Annotated in this window: 16 protein-coding genes; 10 read left to right on the top strand and 6 right to left on the bottom strand. The window is 61.9% G+C overall.

Annotated features, from left to right (window positions below; translation table 11 throughout):
• Positions 1–41: 41 nt before the first annotated feature.
• The 4 genes from EH206_RS23510 to EH206_RS07250 all read left to right on the top strand — a co-directional run bounded on the left by EH206_RS23510 (position 42) and on the right by EH206_RS07250 (position 4,080).
• On the top strand, positions 42–173 hold the full coding sequence (locus EH206_RS23510) for a hypothetical protein (protein WP_255342523.1): 132 nt from the start codon (positions 42–44) through the stop codon (positions 171–173).
• Positions 174–179: 6 nt separating this feature from the next.
• The gene (gene metX, locus EH206_RS07260; RefSeq protein WP_009112137.1) at positions 180–1,241 is read left to right on the top strand and encodes a homoserine O-acetyltransferase MetX; all 1,062 of its coding nucleotides are present in this window, start codon (positions 180–182) and stop codon (positions 1,239–1,241) included.
• 277 nt (positions 1,242–1,518) lie between these two features.
• Entirely contained in the window at positions 1,519–2,886 is a 1,368-nt protein-coding gene (locus EH206_RS07255) for a pyridoxal-phosphate dependent enzyme (protein WP_009112136.1), read from the top strand.
• A gap of 33 nt (positions 2,887–2,919) precedes the next feature.
• Complete coding sequence (locus EH206_RS07250) at positions 2,920–4,080, top strand: trans-sulfuration enzyme family protein (protein ID WP_009112135.1); 1,161 nt, start codon at positions 2,920–2,922, stop codon at positions 4,078–4,080.
• Between the two features lie 58 nt (positions 4,081–4,138).
• Here EH206_RS07250 and EH206_RS07245 read toward each other — a convergent pair whose 3' ends face one another.
• A complete protein-coding gene (locus EH206_RS07245) occupies positions 4,139–5,227 on the bottom strand; it encodes an NADH:flavin oxidoreductase/NADH oxidase (RefSeq protein WP_009112134.1) in 1,089 nt (362 codons plus the stop codon).
• A 91-nt stretch (positions 5,228–5,318) separates the two neighbouring features.
• Here EH206_RS07245 and EH206_RS07240 point away from each other — a divergent pair, with 91 nt between their 5' ends.
• The 3 genes from EH206_RS07240 (at position 5,319) to EH206_RS07230 (ending at position 8,304) form a co-directional block, all read left to right on the top strand.
• Positions 5,319–5,627, top strand: coding sequence for an ArsR/SmtB family transcription factor (locus tag EH206_RS07240; protein ID WP_009112133.1), 309 nt, complete (start codon positions 5,319–5,321; stop codon positions 5,625–5,627).
• Positions 5,628–5,770: 143 nt separating this feature from the next.
• Entirely contained in the window at positions 5,771–7,279 is a 1,509-nt protein-coding gene (locus tag EH206_RS07235; protein ID WP_009112132.1) for an FGGY-family carbohydrate kinase, read from the top strand.
• Positions 7,276–8,304: a 2-hydroxyacid dehydrogenase gene (locus EH206_RS07230; protein WP_009112131.1), complete on the top strand. Its 1,029-nt coding sequence runs from the start codon at positions 7,276–7,278 to the stop codon at positions 8,302–8,304. Before EH206_RS07235 ends, EH206_RS07230 begins: the two co-directional genes overlap by 4 nt.
• Before the next feature lie 541 nt (positions 8,305–8,845).
• Here the strand turns inward: EH206_RS07230 and EH206_RS07225 are convergent.
• The 5 genes from EH206_RS07225 to EH206_RS07205 are packed head-to-tail and all read right to left on the bottom strand — an operon-like array spanning position 8,846 to position 14,351.
• Positions 8,846–9,787: a carbohydrate kinase family protein gene (locus tag EH206_RS07225; RefSeq protein WP_040343017.1), complete on the bottom strand. Its 942-nt coding sequence runs from the start codon at positions 9,785–9,787 to the stop codon at positions 8,846–8,848.
• Positions 9,788–9,829: 42 nt separating this feature from the next.
• Complete coding sequence (locus EH206_RS07220; protein ID WP_040343013.1) at positions 9,830–10,813, bottom strand: ABC transporter permease; 984 nt, start codon at positions 10,811–10,813, stop codon at positions 9,830–9,832.
• Positions 10,814–10,824: 11 nt separating this feature from the next.
• Positions 10,825–11,817, bottom strand: a complete 993-nt coding sequence (locus EH206_RS07215; protein ID WP_009112128.1) for an ABC transporter permease — start codon at positions 11,815–11,817, stop codon at positions 10,825–10,827.
• Positions 11,814–13,367 carry a sugar ABC transporter ATP-binding protein gene (locus tag EH206_RS07210; RefSeq protein WP_009112127.1) on the bottom strand — a complete coding sequence of 518 codons (1,554 nt, stop codon included), beginning with the start codon at positions 13,365–13,367 and terminating at the stop codon, positions 11,814–11,816. The genes EH206_RS07215 and EH206_RS07210 overlap by 4 nt, the downstream gene beginning before the upstream one ends.
• 3 nt (positions 13,368–13,370) lie before the next feature.
• The gene (locus tag EH206_RS07205; RefSeq protein ID WP_009112126.1) at positions 13,371–14,351 is read right to left on the bottom strand and encodes a sugar ABC transporter substrate-binding protein; all 981 of its coding nucleotides are present in this window, start codon (positions 14,349–14,351) and stop codon (positions 13,371–13,373) included.
• A 254-nt stretch (positions 14,352–14,605) separates the two neighbouring features.
• Here EH206_RS07205 and EH206_RS07200 point away from each other — a divergent pair, with 254 nt between their 5' ends.
• From EH206_RS07200 to EH206_RS07190, 3 genes are all read left to right on the top strand, one after another.
• Complete coding sequence (locus EH206_RS07200) at positions 14,606–15,127, top strand: 1,2-dihydroxy-3-keto-5-methylthiopentene dioxygenase (RefSeq protein WP_009112125.1); 522 nt, start codon at positions 14,606–14,608, stop codon at positions 15,125–15,127.
• A gap of 161 nt (positions 15,128–15,288) precedes the next feature.
• A complete protein-coding gene (locus EH206_RS07195; protein ID WP_009112123.1) occupies positions 15,289–15,753 on the top strand; it encodes a YehS family protein in 465 nt (154 codons plus the stop codon).
• A gap of 118 nt (positions 15,754–15,871) precedes the next feature.
• Positions 15,872–17,821, top strand: coding sequence for a methyl-accepting chemotaxis protein (locus EH206_RS07190; protein WP_009112122.1), 1,950 nt, complete (start codon positions 15,872–15,874; stop codon positions 17,819–17,821).
• The last annotated feature ends 44 nt before the right edge of the window (positions 17,822–17,865 follow it).

Here is a 17,865-nt window from a genome sequence, read left to right as displayed (position 1 = left end):
ATTTTCTGGCAGCCGGGCTTCTCTATCGGACGGGGAAAGTAATGTCATCATTAACGTTGCAAACAGCGCAATTACAGGCCGGGCAGGACGCCGGACGGCGCGTTTCGGTCGGCGTTGCGCATATTGACGGTCGCCAGGCGGATATCCAGCGTACGCTTCGGGCAAGTGAGTGACGCCCCATGTCAGCGCCGCGCTATTATCATCATGACGCGCCCTTTACGCTGGAGAATAGTACAACGCTCCCGCGTATCGATATCGCCTATCACACCTATGGCGCGCTTAATCGGCAGCGATCCAACGTCGTCTGGATATGTCATGCGCTGACCGCGAATTCGGACGTTTCGAACTGGTGGCCGGAGCTGGTCGGCGGCGGCAAGCTGTTCGATCCTGCGCGCTATTTTATCGTCTGCGCCAACGTGCTGGGTTCGCCGTATGGCTCCACCGGCCCGCAAAGCCCGGATCCACGCAGCGGGAAACCCTATCTGCTGGACTTCCCGTTAATCACCGTCAGGGATATGGTCGCGGCGCACCGCCTGCTCGCCGGCCATCTGGGCATCGAACGGATTTTTTTGCTCACCGGCGGCTCCATGGGCGGACAACAGGCGCTGGAGTGGGCGATACAACAGCCCGAGCGGATTCAGCACGCGGCGATACTGGCGGCCAACGCGGCCAGTTCTCCCTGGGGACTGGCGTTTAATGAAAGCCAGCGGCTGGCGCTGTCCGCCGACAGCACCTTCGACGGCGTCAATCCGCACGGCGGCAAACAGGGGCTGATGGCCGCCCGCAGCATCGCCCTGCTCTCTTATCGCAACTTCCATACCTACCAGCACACCCAGGCAGAGCAGGATTGCCATAAATTCAGCCAGTTTGTGGCCGCGTCTTACCAACGCTATCAGGCCGAAAAATTTATCCGCCGCTTTGACGCCTACAGCTATTGGTGCCTGATCAACGCGCTGGACAGCCATAATATCGGCCGGAATAAAAAAAGCGCGCAGGCGGAGCTGGAAAAGATCACAGCCAGAACGCTGGTGGTCTCCATTACCTCCGACCTGCTGTTCCCCCCGCTTGAGCAACGCTATCTGGCGCAACATATCGCCGATGCACGCTATATGGAAATGGATTCACTCTACGGGCACGATGGCTTCCTGGTTGAAAGCGGAAAACTGACCACGATGATCAAAGCGTTTCTGCACCACGCGCCTAGTGCGCAATTGAACGCCTACATGCCCGCCGGACATTAACCTGCGCGCGTTAAGCCGCCATTCTCCCCACTTCAGATAACGTTCGTCCCCGTCAGCAAGCTGACCTCCCGCCGCCGGTTTTGCCTGCGCAGGGTGATTTCCCTTTTACGTCGCCGGAAGTATATACGTCCGAACTGCTGCGCGCCCATACATCCGCACGGCCAAACAGGATTTTATATCACATATATGCATATTCATTGGTGATTTATTTCGTTCGGCCGGTTTCATGGCGGATCTAATATGGTGCATCACCTTTCTCTATCAGGACGGAAAAACCATGGCGATCCCCGCTTCCGTGCTCGATTTTATCGGCCAGACGCCGTTGCTTGAGCTGACCCATTTCGACGCCGGCCCCTGTCGGCTGTTTGTAAAACTGGAAAATCAGAATCCCGGCGGGTCGATCAAAGACCGCGTCGCCTTATCGATGATTGAACACGCGGAACGGCAGGGATGGCTGCGGCCGGGAGGCACCATTATTGAGGCCACCGCCGGCAATACCGGTCTGGGGCTGGCGCTGGTGGCCGCGCTGAAAGGCTATCGGCTGGTGCTGGTGGTGCCGGATAAAATGAGCCGGGAAAAGATTTTTCATCTGCGGGCGCTGGGAACAGAAGTGCTGCTGACGCGATCCGACGTCGCTAAAGGGCACCCGGATTACTATCAGGATTATGCCCGCCGCCTGGCGACGGAGATTCCCGGCGCCTATTACATCGACCAGTTCAACAACCCGGCCAACCCGGAGGCGCACTACCGCTCCACCGGCCCGGAACTGTGGCGGCAGTTGGATCATCAGATTGACGCGGTGGTGGTAGGCGTCGGTTCCGGCGGCACGCTGGGCGGTCTCAGCCGCTACTTTGCGCAGGTATCGCCGCAGACCGAATTCGTGCTGGCCGACCCGGAAGGATCAATCCTCACCGACTACCTGCGCCACGGCGCGGTGGGCGAGGCCGGAAGCTGGCGGGTGGAAGGCATCGGCGAAGACTTTATCCCCGAGTTGGCCGATTTCAGCCGGGTCAAACAGGCTTACGCCATCAGCGATGCCGAATCCTTTACGACGGCGCGGGAATTACTGCGTAAGGAGGGCGTGCTGGCCGGGTCGTCGAGCGGCACGCTGCTGGCTGCCGCCCTGCGCTATTGCCGCGCCCAGACGGAGCCGAAGCGGGTGGTCACCCTGGTGTGCGACAGCGGCAACAAATATCTCTCCAAAATGTTCAACGATTACTGGATGGTGGAACAAGGATTGATTAAACGTCCGCCGCACGGCGATCTGCGCGACCTGATCACCTACCGGCACGACGAGGGCGCCACGGTATCGGTGGCCCCCGATGATACGCTGGCGGTGGTCCATGCCCGCATGCGCCTGTATGACATCTCTCAGCTTCCGGTGCTGGAAAACGATCGGGTGGTGGGCATCATCGATGAGTGGGACCTGCTCAACAGCCTGAAAAAAAATGCGCAGCACTTCTCGCTTACCGCCCGCGAAGCGATGACCGATCGGCTAAAAACCCTGCGTAAAGAGGCGTCGCACGATGAACTGCTGGCGACCTTCGATCAGGGACATGTCGCCATCATTCTGGATGGCGAACGCTTTCTGGGGCTGATTACCCGCACGGATGTGCTGAATCACTGGCGGCAGACGCTGCGCTGATCCCCCCTTTTCTGACATAACAAGGAATATGCCATGAGCCGTTTTGATACCCAGACCGTCCACGCCGGCTATACCCCCGACGGCACCGGCGCGGTGATGCCCGCCATTTACGCCACCTCCACCTTTGCCCAACGCGCGCCGGGGGAACACGCCGGCTATGAGTATTCCCGCAGCGGCAATCCGACCCGCGGCGCGCTGGAAGCCGCCATCGCCGAACTGGAGGGCGGCACGCGGGGATTCGCTTTCGCCTCCGGGCTGGCGGCCAGCTCGACAATCCTCGAACTGCTCGATCACGGCAGCCATGTGGTGGCTGTGGACGACCTTTACGGCGGCACCTGGCGGCTGCTGGAAAACGTGCGCAAACGCACCGCCGGGCTACAGGTCACCTACGTCGACCCCGCCGATACCCAGGCGCTGGAGCGCGCCATCACGCCGCAGACCCGGCTGATCTGGGTCGAGACCCCGACCAATCCGCTGCTCAAGCTGGCGGATCTGGCGGCGATAGCCGCCATCGCCCAAAAACACCGGCTTATCAGCGTGGCGGATAACACCTTCGCCTCCCCCGCCCTGCAACGGCCGCTGGATCTGGGATTCGATATTGTGATCCACTCCGCCACCAAATACCTTAACGGCCATTCGGACGTGATTGCCGGGCTGGCGGTGGTGGGCGATAACCCTGAACTGGCGACCCAGCTCGCCTATCTGCAAAACGCCGTGGGCGGCATCCTCGATCCGTTCAGCAGCTTCCTCACCTTAAGGGGAATTCGTACGCTGGCGCTGCGGATTGCGCGCCACAGTGAAAGCGCGCTGACCATCGCCCGCTGGCTGGAACAGCAGCCGCAGGTGAAACAGGTCTACTACCCGGGACTGCCCAGCCACCCGCAGTACGGGTTGGCGCAGCGGCAGATGTCCGCCGCGGGCGGCATGATCTCGGTACGTTTGCAGGGCGACGAGGGCTACGCCCGCGCGGTTATCCAGAAAACCCGGCTGTTTACGCTGGCGGAAAGTCTGGGAGGCGTGGAAAGCCTGATCAGCCAACCCTTTGCCATGACGCACGCCTCGGTGCCGCTGGAAAAAAGGTTGCAAAAAGGGATAACGCCGCAGCTGTTGCGCCTCTCCGTCGGCATTGAAAACCCGCAGGATCTGATCGACGATCTGCAACAGGCGCTGAATACGCAGGAAAACAATCTGTAGAGACAAAAAGATGGCGGATGACGGCGATAACGCCGCCATCCTCCGCGACGGACGGGAATTAATATCTTTCCAGCCAGTGGGCATAAGGGGCGGGCAAGGTCCAGGACGGACGCTCAACGCCCAGTTCCTTCGCCGCGAAATAGCTCCAGTGCGGATTAGCCAGATGCGCCTTGCCGACCATCACCAGATCCAGCTGTTCGGCGGCGACGGCCTGCTGCGCAAGGTCGGGGGTGCCGAAGCCCCAGGCGGACGACACGGGAATATCCGCCTGCTGACGAACCTGGCGGGCAACCGGCCCCAGAAACGCCGGCGCCCAGGGAATATCAGCCTGCGGCGTCGAGAAGCCGATGCTTACGCTGAGCATATCTAGCCCCGCTTGTTTAAAGCGGCGCGTCAGCTCAATCGACTCCTGTAGCGTCTCCTCATCGCGCCCGTCAAACTCAATTACGCCAAAGCGGGCGGTCAAAGGTAAGCGCTCAGGCCACACCTCGCGCACCGCCGCCAGCGTTTCCAGCACAAAACGGCTGCGGTTATCGAAACTGCCGCCGTAGCGATCGCCGCGCTGGTTGGAATGCGTGGAGAAGAAGCTCTGCCCCAGATAGCCGTGGGCGAAATGCAGCTCCAGCCACTCAAAGCCCGCCTCTCTTGCCCGCCGCGCCGCCGCCACAAAATCATTACGTACGCGGTCGATATCGTGCTGCGTCATTTCCCGCGGTTTTCTGGGCAGATTGGCGCCAAAGGGGATGGCGGACGGGGCGATGGTCTGCCAGCCGCGCGGGTCGCCCTCGGCGATATGGTCGTCCCCCTCCCACGGAATATTGGCGCTGGCCTTACGCCCGGCGTGGGCGATTTGAATGCCCGGCACCGAGCCGGCCGCCTTAATCGCCTTGACCACCGGAACGAACGCCTGCGCCAGTTCATCATTCCAGATGCCGGCGCAGCGCGGGGTAATGCGCCCTTCCGGCGCCACCGCGGTGGCCTCGACGATCACTAGCCCGGCGCCGCCGCGCGCCAGCGACGCGTAATGCACCTGATGCCAGTCATTGATCAGGCCGTCATTGGCGGAATACATGCACATGGGCGGCACGGCGATACGGTTGCGCAACGTGACATCTTTCAGTGTAAAGGGTTGAAATAGTGCTGACATGGGCGTTTCCTATATGGGTTGGAGAATAGTTCCATATTTCGATATTATTAGAATAATAGATTTTAAACAACCCGGCCGCTATAATTCGCCCATGAGAGCATTCAAACACCCCACAGCCGATGAATTTGTCCTTGAGCGCGTACTGTACGCCTTAAGCGATCCGGTACGCATGGAGATTGTCCGCCGCCTGGCCCGCCTGGGTGAAGCCACCTGCGGCGATCTCGACGGCGGCCGCCCGAAATCCAGCGTCTCCCACCATTTCCGGGTATTGCGTGATTCGGGCCTGATCCACACCACCAATATCGGCACCACCCATATCAACCGCTTACGCCACGGCGAAATGCAAAGCCGCTTTCCGGGGTTGCTGGATGCCATTTTGGCGCAGCGGATCGAGATGTAACCCGGCGGCAGTTGCAGAGTGAACGGTAGAAGTATGACGAGCATATTTCACAAATCAGAATTTACTTTGCCAATATAGGAATATAGAGCCGCCGGATTTTCCATTACCCTGATTTCGCCCGCAATACAGAAGGTGAGTGACGGATGGATTACTACATTGGCATTGATATCGGCACCTCAAAGGTTAAATCGGTGCTGTTCGATTCCGCGTTTAATGAACATCAGATCGCCTCCGCCGCCAACGCCACCGAGACGCCTTTGCCAGGTTATGCGGAACAGGATATGACCGGCTTATGGCAAGGCGTGCTGGCGACCTTGACCACGCTGGCGCGCTCTCCCTTGCTGCGGCTGGGCCGGTTAAAAGCCATCGGGCTGACGGGCCAGGGAGAAGGCGTATGGCTGAGCGACCGCCGGGGAGAACCCGTCCGCCGCGCCATACTGTGGAGCGATACCCGCGCGGCGCAGCGGGTATCGCAGCTAAAACAGGATCCGGCGCTTGAAGCCGCACTGTTCGCCGCCACCGGCTCCCCGCTGCTGCCGTGCAACAGCAGCCTGATCCTGCATTGGCTGGCGCGGCATCAACCCCAGTCGCTGCACGCGGCGGACTACTTTTTCTTTGCCAAAGACTGGGTGCGCTTTCGCCTGACCGGCAGGGCCAACCTTGAATTAACCGATGCCGGCACCTCGCTGCTGGACCTGCACAGCGAAACCTTGTCGGATACCGTCTTGGATGCGCTGGATCTGGGCGCGTTCCGCCATCTGTTTCCGCCGCTGCTGCAACCGCAGGCAATCGCCGGCGCGCTGAGCGACGACATCGCCGCCCTCACCGGCCTGCCGGCCAAAACCCCGATCTGCGCCGGCGCGCTGGACGTCTCCGCCGCCGCGCTGGGTATCGGCGCGGTTCACGACGGGGATATTTTCACCATCCTCGGCACCACCTGCTGCACCGGGATTGTCTGCCGCGGTCTGGCGCGCGTCAGTCCCCAAACGCGCTTTGTCGCCCACGCCTGGCCGGGCCACTACCTCAATCTGTTCGCCATGCAGTCCGGCACGCCGAACATTGACTGGGCGCTGACGCAGTTGGCGGATACCGCCGACTTCGACGAGCTTGGCGAGCGAATCAGCCGCATTGCGCCGGGCAGCGACGGCGTATTTTACCAGCCTTACCTGAACGGCGAACGGGCGCCCTTCTATAGCCAGTTCGCCCGGGCGGGCTTCTTCGGCATCGGCCGGCACACCACCAACGATCACCTGTTGCGCGCGGTGTTCGAAGGGCTGGCCTACGCCATCAAGGATTCGCTGACCGATTACCCTGACGGCGGCGATCTCTATATCGCCGGCGGCGGCGCGGCCTCCCCCTGGTGGCTGCAAATCATCGCCGACTGCACCGGACGCAAGGTGATCGCCAGCCCGGTAAAAGAGCTCAGCGCCCGCGGGGCGGCGGTGCTGGCGGCGCTCGCCGTGGGCGAAAAAATCGTTCCCTCGGATCTGGCGGGCGATGCGGGGCGGCAGGCGTTTGTCCCCGATCCCCGCGCCCATCGCCATTACCAGACGCTGTTCCCCGTCTTTCGCCAACTGCGCGACCAGTTGCAGCCCCTGTGGCTGGCCCGCGAGCAGGCGCTAAACACGCTTTCAGAAGAGCCGCTATTATGAAAATCATTTTTACCGCCGAGTATGACGGCAGCCTCGATCGGTTTCGTCGGCTGGGCGAACTGGTGCTGGACGGCTGGGCCGTCGGCAAACCAAAACTGAGCGAAGCGGCGCTGATTACGCTGGCGCAGGACGCGGAGATCATAATAACCAGCTATGACGACATCACCGCCGGGGTAATTGCCGCCTGCCCGCGCCTGCGGCTTATCGCCTGCACCCGCGCCAATCCGGTGAATATCGACGTCGCCGCGGCGCGGGATCGCGCCATTCCAGTGATCTATACGCCGGGGCGCAACGCCGATGCCGCCGCGGAGCTGACGCTGGCGCTGATGCTCAACGTCGCGCGCCATATTCCGCAGGCGCACGCGGCGTTAAAACGCGGCGAGTTCACCCGCGACGACCGGCAAAGCCACGCCGCACAGGCCGGCCTGCGGCAGGACGTGGTCTGGGACGTCACCAAAGAGAGCCCGTACGAGGTATTTAAAGGCAGCGAACTGCGCAACAAAGCGCTGGGCATCGTCGGCTACGGCAGCATCGGCAAACGGGTGGGCAGGCTGGCGCGGGCGTTCGGCATGCAGTTGCTGATCGCCGATCCCTACGTCGCGGCGGAGGAAATTGACGAACCCGGCGTACGCAAAACCACGCTGGAAGCGCTGTTCGCCGCAGCGGACTTCGTCAGCCTGCACCTGAACAGCACCCCGCAGACCAGGGGCCTGGTTAACGCCGCGCTGCTCAGCCGCATGCGGCCGCACGCCTACCTGATCAACACCTCGCGCGCGGCGGTGGTGCGCGAAGAGGATCTGATCGCCGCGCTGCGCGACAAACGGCTGGCCGGCGCCGCGCTGGACGTCTACGACAGCGAGCCGCTCTGGCGGCATCATCCGTTCGTCACCGAATTCGACAACGTGGTGATCACCCCGCATATCGCCGGCGCCACGCGGGAAACCCTGAGCAAACACACCGCGATGATCGCCGCCGAACTGGAGCGTTTCGTCGGCGGCGAGCCGCTGTTGTATATGTGGAAGTAGGCGGAGCGTTGACCTCCTCCCGGCCTCCCCCTTGTCAGGGGGAGGAGCTAATCGCGCCCTCCCCTGCGACTGTCTCTTATACACAAATCCAAGGAACCTCTAGAGGCCATGTGTATTCTGGTCTTGGGTTCATTCTTGGTTCTTTGTTTTTCGCTTTTCGTCGGCGTAAGAAATCACGCTGAGGTGGACGACCCCGCGAATGCGCCGCAGGGAAGCGGCGCAAGCCAGTGCCGCGTCGGGAACGCGTCACTGGCGGTTCGGGAAAGGGGGCGACCGCCGAAGGCATCGCGTCAGCGACGTGATTTCAGCCACAGCCCGGGTCCGGAGGGTGGTGGCGCTTGAACCACCCTGCGTCGGGCGCGTGCTGCGACATAGCAGAGAAATGACGGCCTTCTAGCGCACGAAATAGCGCTGAACTCACATATACCGTTAACAGTATATATGTGACTAAGAGACAGCCCTTGCCAGGGGGAGGAGCTACTTGCTCCCTCCCCTGCGAAGGGGAGGGTCGGGGTGGGGTATTCACATTAATTTCACCAGGTTACAACGTCTCCGCCTGCGCCATAAACCGCAGGGTCTCCTCCCAGTCCACCACGCCGGCGTCGGAGCCGAGCCCGGTGGCCACCAGGCCGGAAACCGCCGACCCGAGACGGCAGGCGCGCTCAAGATCCCAGCCGCGCGCCAGCCCGGCGATAAAACCGCCGCAGTAGCTATCGCCGCAGCCGGTGGTATCCACCACCGGAACCCGATAGGCGGGAATATGCAGCGCAAAATCCTGCCCGAACACGTAGGAACCGTCGGCGCCGGCTTTAAAAATGCATACCCCCACGCCCCGATCGAGAAAGAACGCCGCGCTGTCGGCCAGTTTCTCCCGCCCCGACAAAAACGTCGCTTCCTGGCGCGACGGCATAAAATAGTCGACATCGGGCAGCAGCGGCGCCAGCAGCGACAGGGTGCCGCCGTCCGGGGCGATCAGATCCAGACTGGTGGTGACCCCGCGCGCCTTGGCATGGCGCAGCAGCCGGGCGCTCTGTCCCTGATCCATCCTGGCCAGCAGCCCGGTGCCGCCGTGGTGCAGAAAGCGCGTATTGCATACCGCGTCAAAATCCTGCTCGGCGATAAACAGCCGGTCGGAGGCGCCGCGATAATGCAGCGCCGAACGCTCGCCGTCCGGGCGGATCGCCAGAATGGTGGCGGAGGTCTCCGCCTCGCGGGTGCGCTGCACCAGCGAGCAATCAATCCCCAGCCGCTGATAGACGCCGAGAATAAAGTCGGCTTTTTCATCCTCCCCCAGACAGGCGGCGGTGGCGGTGCGGATCCCCAGCTTGGCGGCGTTCATCGCCGCGCCGCTGGCCGTACCCGCCGGATTCAGGCGGATCCGATCGATAAACTCCACCCCGCCGCCGGGCGGGAGGGCGCTGACCGGACGACCGGCGATATCCAGAATGGTTAACCCGACAAAAACCGCATCAAACTGACTCACTTCGACTCCTTTTATCATCCCAGGCCCTGCCGCCGTCTCCGTTTACCGACGCTGCCGCAGGCGCCCCTGCAAAAACGACAGCGCCAGCGCCACCACCAGAATAATACCGGTCAGGGCGTCTTTTACCATAAAATTCAATCCCATCAGGTTCAGTCCGTTGGCGATCATGCCGAGGAACAGCACGCCGATCAGCGTACCCGGCACGTTCGGCCGCCCGTGCGCATGAAACGCGGTGCCGATAAACACCGCCGCGATGGCGTCCATCAGGTACGCCTGCCCCGCCAGCGGGGTAAACTGCCGCAGATTGGCGGAGAGGATCACCCCGCCGACGGCGCAGGTCATTGAGGAGACAATCAGCAGCCAGAACAGCGTGCGCCGCACGTTGACGCCGGCGATCAGCGCCGCCGACGCATTCAGCCCGATGGCGTGGATGCGTTTACCGGCGATGGTGCGCTCAAAAAACAGGTAGTAGATTATCAGCAGCGCCAGCCCGATAAGGATCGGCAGCGGTATCCCCCACAGGTCGCCCACCGCCAGTTGGTGATATTCCGGCGCCATGCGCCGATAGGCGATCGGACCGCCGCCGTCGGTATAGATACGCTCGACGCTGCTGCCGATAAACCAGGTGCCCAGCGTGGCCAGAAAGGGTTTTATGCGGCAATAAATAATCAGCCCGGCATTCAGCAGCCCCACCAGCGCGCCGCCCGCCAACGCCGCCAGCACCGCCGCCTGCCACGGCAGTTGATAGACTTTGAGCGCCACCAGCGCGAACGCGGCGCCGAAGTCCAGCGCCACCCCCACCGACAGGTCGATGCCGCCCGCGGTGACCACCAGCGTCATCGCCAGCGCCACGATCAGCAGCACCGCGCTCCCCTGCAACAAATTGCCCCAGTTGACGAAAGTCAGAAATACCGGGCTGCTGAGCGCGAAGAACAGCAAAAACGCCAGCAGGATAAGCAAAAAGCCGTAGCGGACAAACAGCGTCAGCAGCGGATTGTCGCGCCGGGGCAAGGCCGGGGAAGGCATAACGCTCTGCTTCACGATGCGCGCCTCCGCAGCTGTAGCGAGGCCGCGCCCAGCACCAGCAAAATCAACGCGCCCTTGATGGCGCCGACCCAAAAGATATCCACCCGCAGCAGCGCCAGCCCGTTTGACAGCGCATTGACCAGCAGCGCCCCCAGCAGCGCGCCCCAGATGGTGACCACCCGGCGGCGGGAAAACGAGGCGCCGATAAAGGTCGCCAGCACCATCTCCAGCAGCAGCGGTTCCGCCGTGCCGGGCGAGCTGCCGGAACCCTGCGCCAGCAGTGTTAACGAGGCCAACGCCGCCGCCAGCGCCGCCAGCAGATAGGAGCCGGTCACCAGCGCGCGCCCGGAAAGCCCGGACATCTGCGCCGTTTCCGCATTGCCGCCCGCCACCTGCAAATGCTGCCCCCAGCGGCTGTGGTGAACAATAAACTGAAACAGGGCGAAAACCAGCAGCATAAACCACACCGCCAGCGGCAGTCCCAACAGGCTGTTATCGCGAAACGCCACGATAGCCGGATCGCTGACGCTGATGCGCCGCTGCCGGGTAAGCAGATTGGTCAAACCGGTGAGCGCCACGGAACAGGCCAGGGTCGCCAGCAGCGGCGGCAGACGCACCAGCACCACCAGCAGCGCATTCAGCCCGCCCGCCAGCAGCGCGGCGCACAGCGCCGACAGCGTCAGCCACAGGTAGCCGTCGTCGCCGTTGGTCAGGCCGTGGCTGACGATCGCCACCGCCAGCACCGCAATGGCCGGCAGCGACAGATCGATGCCGCCCGCCACCACGTCATCGCCGCCGCCGGCGATAACGCACACCAGACCGAAGCACAGTATCGCCAGCGGCGCCGTCTGGCGCAGGATAATGGCGATATTCCGCCAGGAGAGAAAATAGGGCGCCTGCAGGCACAGAAACAGCAGCAGCGCGGCGAATAACAGCAGCGGAATTTTATCGAGCAGCGCCGACGGCCGCCAGCCGGCCGGCACCAGAGCGGCAAGAGGTATCATATTGCCTCCTTTTCCGTTTCCGCGCCGCCGCTGGTCAGCGCCAGCAGCGCGTCGACGGAGAGTCGTTCGGTCGCCACATCGGCAATCAGTTCGCCGCGCCACATCACCAGAACGCGGTCGCACAGCCCCAGCAGTTCGCCGGCGTCGCTGGAGGAGACGAGCACGCTGCGCCCCTGCTCCGCCAGTTGGCGGGTCAGTTGGTAGATTTCCGCCTTGGCGCCGATATCCACGCCCAGCGTCGGCTCGTCCAGGATAAACAGCGTGCTGGCGGTACTCAGCCAGCGGGCCAGAATCACTTTCTGCTGATTGCCGCCGCTCAGATAGCGCACCGGCAGGCCGACCTCGCGCGGACGGATATCCAGCTTATCGGCCAGCTGGCGCGCCCGCTGGTTGGCCCTGGCGCGCCGCAGCCAGCCGAGGCTCGCCACCGCGGGCAGCGAGGAGAGATTGATATTGTCCGCCACCGACCAGGGCAAAAGCAGCCCCAGATGGCGACGGTCGCGCGGCACCAGCGCCATCCCCAGCGCGGTGGCCCGCACCGGGGAGCTGATGCGGCGCGCCACGCCGTCAATTTCGATACGTCCGCCGCGCGCCGGGGTTAAGCCGTACAGCGTGTCGATAAGCGCCTCGCGCCCCGATCCCAGCAGGCCGGCGATGCCGACAATCTCGCCCCGCGCCAGCGAAAAGCCGAGCGGGCGGAAATGCCGCCCGTCGGTCAGCCTATCCACCCGCAAAAAAGGAGGCTCGGATGCGGCGGCGCGACGCGGCGCGGCGAACAGGCTGTTAATATCGCGCCCCACCATCAGCTGGATCATGCCGTCGATATGCCGTGCCGCCTCCCCTTCCAGCGTGGCGACCTTGCGGCCGTTGCGCAGCACCGTGACACGGTCACAAATCTCTGCTATCTCGTTGAGATAATGAGAAATATAGATAATGGCGATGCCGCGCTGCTTTAGCGCCAGAATGGTTTGCAGCAGCAGGCCGGCCTCGCGCGCCTCCAGCGGCGCCGTCGGTTCGTCAAACACCACCAGCCGGGCGTTGCCGTCGATCAGCGCCCGCGCTATCTGCACCAGCTTGCGCTCCGCCAGGCTCAAATCACTGATTAAGCGGTTGGCGTCCATCGGCAGTTGTAGCGTTTGCTGAAAGAAACGCTCGGTTTCCCGGCGCATCCGCCGCCGATCCAGCCCCAGCCAGCGATGGCGGCGCTCCTGACCGATAAACACCGATTCGGCGACGGTAAAATGCGGGATCAAATGGAGTTCCTGATGGATAACCCGTACGCCGTGGGCGTGAACGGCGGCGGGCGTGACCGGGTTAATCAACCGGCGGTCGAAGCGGATCGCGCCGCTGTCCGGGGCGTATACCCCGGCGAGGATTTTAATCAGCGTGGACTTTCCCGCCCCGTTTTCGCCGATCAGGCCGAGGATTTCCCCCGGCCGGGCGTGCAGCGAAACATCGTCGAGGGCGGTAACGCCGGCAAAGCGCTTGCCAATCCGCGTCATCGCCAGCCCCGGCGACGCCGAGTCCGCCGCCTGTTGGTGCGCCGTCATGGGTTACTTAAGCTCGCCGTAGCCGAGTTGCTTATAGGCCGCTTTGGCCTCCGCTTCCCCTTTCACCGGCAGCACCGGCACAAAGGTTTGCGGCAGCAGGGCTTCGCCGCCAAAGTGGCGGGCCACGTTTTTCGCCGCCAGGGTACCGATCAGACGCGGCTGCTGCGCGACGTTGGCGACAAACGGGCTCTCTTTTTCCGCCATGATTTCCAGCGTTTCCGGACCGGCGTCAATCGCCGTCACTTTCACGTCCTTGTCGCGCCCGGTCTCTTCCAGCGCCTGCACCACGCCGATGGCCGGCTGGTCCCAGCACGCCACGTGAATCGCATCCAGCGTGCCCTTCGGATACTGGCTCAGCAGCTCAAGGGTTTTCTTGCGCGCATCTTCCGGCGAGTTGGAATATTGCTCCGCCAGCTCCGGCTGAATGATTTTGATGTCAGGATAGTCCTGCAATACATACTTCCACAGATCGTAGCGGATGCCGCAGATGCGCAGCGAGTTGGAGAAGGCGTTGAACACCGCGACATTGCCCTTGCCGCCCAGCACGTCCGCCGTGTAACGCCCGATGGTGGAGCCGATGGCATAGTTGTCGGAGGTGGTGTTGTTGATGGAATACGGCGAAACGTGATCGACGGTAAATACCGGGATGCCCGCGTCGCGCAGCGCCTTGAACTTGGGCTCCACCGCGCTGTCCCCCAGAATGCTCACCACCGCGTCCACCTTGCGCGCCAGCAGAATATCGTGGTTGTTGGCGTGCACCTGATTGTCGCGCCCGCCGTCCACGCCCACCACGCTGCCGCCCAGTTTTTCTATCTCTTCGGTCGCGCCCTTGTACGCCTCGCGATCCCAGAAATGTTGCGTCCCCACCACGGCGACGCCGATGGTTTTTCCCTTGAGCGAAAGCGATTCATCCGCGGCCTGTGCGTTGCCGGCCAGGCCGACCAGCAACGCCAGCAGACCTATACGACGAAAATGAGCGGTCATGGTTTTTTATCCTAATTTTTATACAGTTAGTTGCGATAAGGGATGCTAACAGCAGAAAAATTTAAATCTAAATAACAAAAATGATAATAGCTATTAACTAATTGGGAATAGCGTTAACCACTGGTTAAAAATATTAACACACCCCGTTTTGGGCTATAAAAACACTGGAATAAGATATAAATAAAGCGTCTTGTTTTTTATCCATAGAAAGATAATGGTTAACGGACTAGCGATGAATACCCGAGGTGAAGACCATGACCACTCTGTCCATTTTCCAGCGTCCGCAGATCGCCCAACCGCTGCAACAGCTCTCCCGCTTCGACGATATCGCCGCGCTGCTTGCCGGCGCCGGCATTCAACTGGAGCACTGGCCCGTCGACGGCATCAGCCATGAAGCCAGCAGCGCAGCGCTGCTCGCCCACTTCCACGATGAGATTGAACGGCTCAAACGGCAGGAAGGCTATACCTCATCGGATGTGATCAGACTGACGCCGGATCACCCGCAGCGTCAGGAACTACGGGAAAAGTTCCTTCAGGAGCACACCCACAGCGAAGATGAAGTGCGCTTTTTCGTTTACGGCAGCGGCACCTTTTTTGTGCCGATTAACGACAACGTGTTCCGGCTCACCTGCGAGGCGGGGGATCTGCTGCGCGTGCCGGCCAATACGCCGCACTGGTTTGACAGCGGCGAATCCCCGGATTTCGTCGCCATCCGCATCTTTACCAACCCCGCGGGCTGGATAGGTCATTTTACCGGCAGAGAGACCTTCCACTGATCGGGCCGGCCGGCCATCAGGCCGAAACCGCCCCGTCGCGGTTCGGCCTGATGGCCCGCGGGCGCGCCGCCGAGTCCGTCGGGCATCCTTTCGCGCATCGCTTTATCCTCCCCCGCGTTTTATACTACCCGCCATTAATAAGCGGCGAGAAAAATCCGGTAATGATAAATAACGATGTACTACGTAGCCTGCGCTACATGTTGAATTTGAATAACCAGCAGTTGATTGAGATCCTGGCGCTGATGGATACCCGTATCACCCCGCAGCAGATAGCCGGCTTTATCAAAAAAGAAGAGGAGGAAGGCTACCAGCCCTGCCCGGATATCCTGATGGGTACATTTCTTGACGGCCTGATTATCCGCCAGCGCGGAAAAGACGACGGCCGCCCGGCGCCCAAAGTGGAGCGCAGAATCACCAACAACATTATCCTGAAAAAACTGCGCGTGGCGTTTTCCCTGAAAACCACCGATATTCAGGAGATTCTGCAGTCCCAGGATTTCCGCCTGTCGCAGCCGGAGCTGACCGCCATGCTGCGCGCGCCGGAACACAAAAACTACCGCGCCTGCGGCGATCAGGTGCTGCGCTATTTCCTCAAGGGATTGACCGCGCGTCTGCGCAAAAGCTGACTACCGACGGCGCGGATAAACGTGACCCGCCACTCATACTGCGCCCGCCTCAAGGATTAGACTGTTTTTATTCAATGATTCGCTTTGTGCATGATTCAATTGAAGAGAGGGAACTACTATGGGAATTTTGTCGTCTTTTCGTGCAGGAGCAACGATTTTCGGTCATCAATCGCCCGCGAGCGGCGTCTTTGACTGTGAAGCCTTACCCGCCTCGCCGAGCAGCCTCGGCCTTTCCGCCAAAGCGGGGATTTTGCTGGCCTTTGTGCCCCCCGAGGCGGATTTCCCCACCGTCAGCCAGGCCTGGCGGCGTTTTTCCGACGCCAACCTTACGGTACTTACGCTCTCTTCAACCGGCGCCCTGTGCAACCGCCCGAAAACCTCCGCCTATTGCGACATGGCCGGCAGCCAGGGTAGTTGGCTATGGCTGCCGCAGACGTTGATATCCCGCCACGAAGCGCACGTTATTGATTTGCACGTCCGGGAAAAAATGACCGCCGGCCAGCGCGTGGCGGCCATTCGTCAGGAGCTGGAGCGGGTCAACGTCTCCATGCCGCTTTCCGCCGATCGCACTTTCGCCATGATCTACTGCGACGGACTCTCCGCCGCCGAAGGCTTTCTGATGCAGGCGTGGTACGCCAGCGGCCGCTTCCCCTGCATGGCCATCGGCGGCTCGGCCGGGGGAAAACTCGACTTCAGCGCCACCTATATCGGCAACCATGACGGCGTATTACAAGGCAAGGCGGTACTGGTGTTTTGCCATATGGCGCCAGGAAAATCCTTTGCCCCGTTCAAAAGCCAGAACTTTGAGCCGACCGCACAAAGCTGGCTGGTGGCCGAAGCCGATCCGGTCGCCCGCACCGTCACCTCGGTATTCGACGCCAACGGACGCCCGCAGCCGATTATCAGCGCGCTGTCCGACTACCTGCGCTGCAAACCGGATCAGATCGGCAACCACCTGGAGGGAAAGACCTTTGGAGTAAAGGTGGATGACGAGTATTTCATTCGCTCGGTGGCCGCCATTCAGGCTGACAGCGTCGCCTTCTTCTGCGATCTGGAGTTCGGCGACCGCCTGTATTTGTTGCAGGCAACGGATTTTGTCGCCGCCACCCGACGTGACTGGCAGCAGTTTCTGACGGGGAAAGGCAAGCCGAGCGGCCTGCTGCTCAATGACTGCGTGCTGCGCAGAGTGAATAACGCCGCCAGCCTGGGACAGGCCAGTTTTTTTGATGACGTGCCGGCGGCCGGTTTTTCCAGCTTTGGCGAAATTTTCGGCGTCCCCATCAACCAGACGCTATCCGCGCTGGCGTTCTTCGACCATGACGTCAAGGCGATGTCCCATTTCCCCATTGAGTACGCCGCCTATGCGGGCCACTACGCCCAGCGGGCGCTGCGCCGCTGGGAGGCGATGCACGCCATCCAATCCGGGGTGATCGAGCGGGTGGTGGCCTACCAGGAAGAGCTCAACCCGCTGCTGACCGCCCTGCCGCAGCTTGAGCGCGCCACCGCGCGCCAGAGCGAAACCCTGGACGTGGCGGAGTCCAGCATTCGCGCCATCAGCGAAGCCGCCACCCAGACCCGCAGCGCGCAGGATAATCTGGAGCATGAGCTCAACCAGTTGGAACAGATTTCCCTCGGCATTACCCAGATCACCGTCGGCATCAGCGGCATCGCCGATCAGACCAACCTGCTGGCGCTCAACGCCGCCGTGGAAGCGGCGCGGGCCGGCGAGGCGGGACGCGGTTTCGCCGTGGTGGCGGACGAAGTACGCCGTCTGGCCCGCTCGTCGAAGGATCAGGCGGACGCCACACGCAACAATATCCGCTCCGCCGTCGAGACCATTGAGCGCATCCGCGGCGTTGCCGCGCAAACGGTCGGCACCACCCAGGAGATGGCCGACCAGAGCATCTCCGCCGCCGATCAGATAGCGACCATGAGCACGGAAACCAGCCAGGAGCGCCATAATCTGACCACCAACATGGGGAGGATGAAAGAGGCCGCCAGAGGCATGGACGCCATGCATGAAGCGGTGGAACAGTTGACCGCCCTGCAACGGCTGACGTCGTTCTAGCGCAGGTCGGTATCTCCCCTTCGCAGAGGAGGGAGCACGTTGGC

Origin of the sequence: Brenneria nigrifluens DSM 30175 = ATCC 13028 (genome assembly GCF_005484965.1) — a bacterium.
Classification (GTDB): Bacteria; Pseudomonadota; Gammaproteobacteria; order Enterobacterales; family Enterobacteriaceae; genus Brenneria; species Brenneria nigrifluens.
Note: the sequence above shows the minus strand (reverse complement) of the source record. Positions and strands in the feature narration are given on the sequence as shown.

Coding starts and splice junctions, on each gene's coding strand:
- EH206_RS07240 (WP_009112133.1), top strand. CDS start 5,319: ATGAGAGCATTCAAACACCCCACAGCCGATGAATTTGTCCTTGAGCGC.
- EH206_RS07235 (WP_009112132.1), top strand. CDS start 5,771: ATGGATTACTACATTGGCATTGATATCGGCACCTCAAAGGTTAAATCG.
- EH206_RS07215 (WP_009112128.1), bottom strand. CDS start 11,817: ATGATACCTCTTGCCGCTCTGGTGCCGGCCGGCTGGCGGCCGTCGGCG.
- EH206_RS07245 (WP_009112134.1), bottom strand. CDS start 5,227: ATGTCAGCACTATTTCAACCCTTTACACTGAAAGATGTCACGTTGCGC.
- EH206_RS07200 (WP_009112125.1), top strand. CDS start 14,606: ATGACCACTCTGTCCATTTTCCAGCGTCCGCAGATCGCCCAACCGCTG.
- EH206_RS07210 (WP_009112127.1), bottom strand. CDS start 13,367: ATGACGGCGCACCAACAGGCGGCGGACTCGGCGTCGCCGGGGCTGGCG.
- EH206_RS23510 (WP_255342523.1), top strand. CDS start 42: ATGTCATCATTAACGTTGCAAACAGCGCAATTACAGGCCGGGCAGGAC.
- EH206_RS07250 (WP_009112135.1), top strand. CDS start 2,920: ATGAGCCGTTTTGATACCCAGACCGTCCACGCCGGCTATACCCCCGAC.
- EH206_RS07190 (WP_009112122.1), top strand. CDS start 15,872: ATGGGAATTTTGTCGTCTTTTCGTGCAGGAGCAACGATTTTCGGTCAT.
- EH206_RS07255 (WP_009112136.1), top strand. CDS start 1,519: ATGGCGATCCCCGCTTCCGTGCTCGATTTTATCGGCCAGACGCCGTTG.
- EH206_RS07230 (WP_009112131.1), top strand. CDS start 7,276: ATGAAAATCATTTTTACCGCCGAGTATGACGGCAGCCTCGATCGGTTT.
- metX (WP_009112137.1), top strand. CDS start 180: ATGTCAGCGCCGCGCTATTATCATCATGACGCGCCCTTTACGCTGGAG.
- EH206_RS07205 (WP_009112126.1), bottom strand. CDS start 14,351: ATGACCGCTCATTTTCGTCGTATAGGTCTGCTGGCGTTGCTGGTCGGC.
- EH206_RS07195 (WP_009112123.1), top strand. CDS start 15,289: ATGATAAATAACGATGTACTACGTAGCCTGCGCTACATGTTGAATTTG.
- EH206_RS07220 (WP_040343013.1), bottom strand. CDS start 10,813: ATGCCTTCCCCGGCCTTGCCCCGGCGCGACAATCCGCTGCTGACGCTG.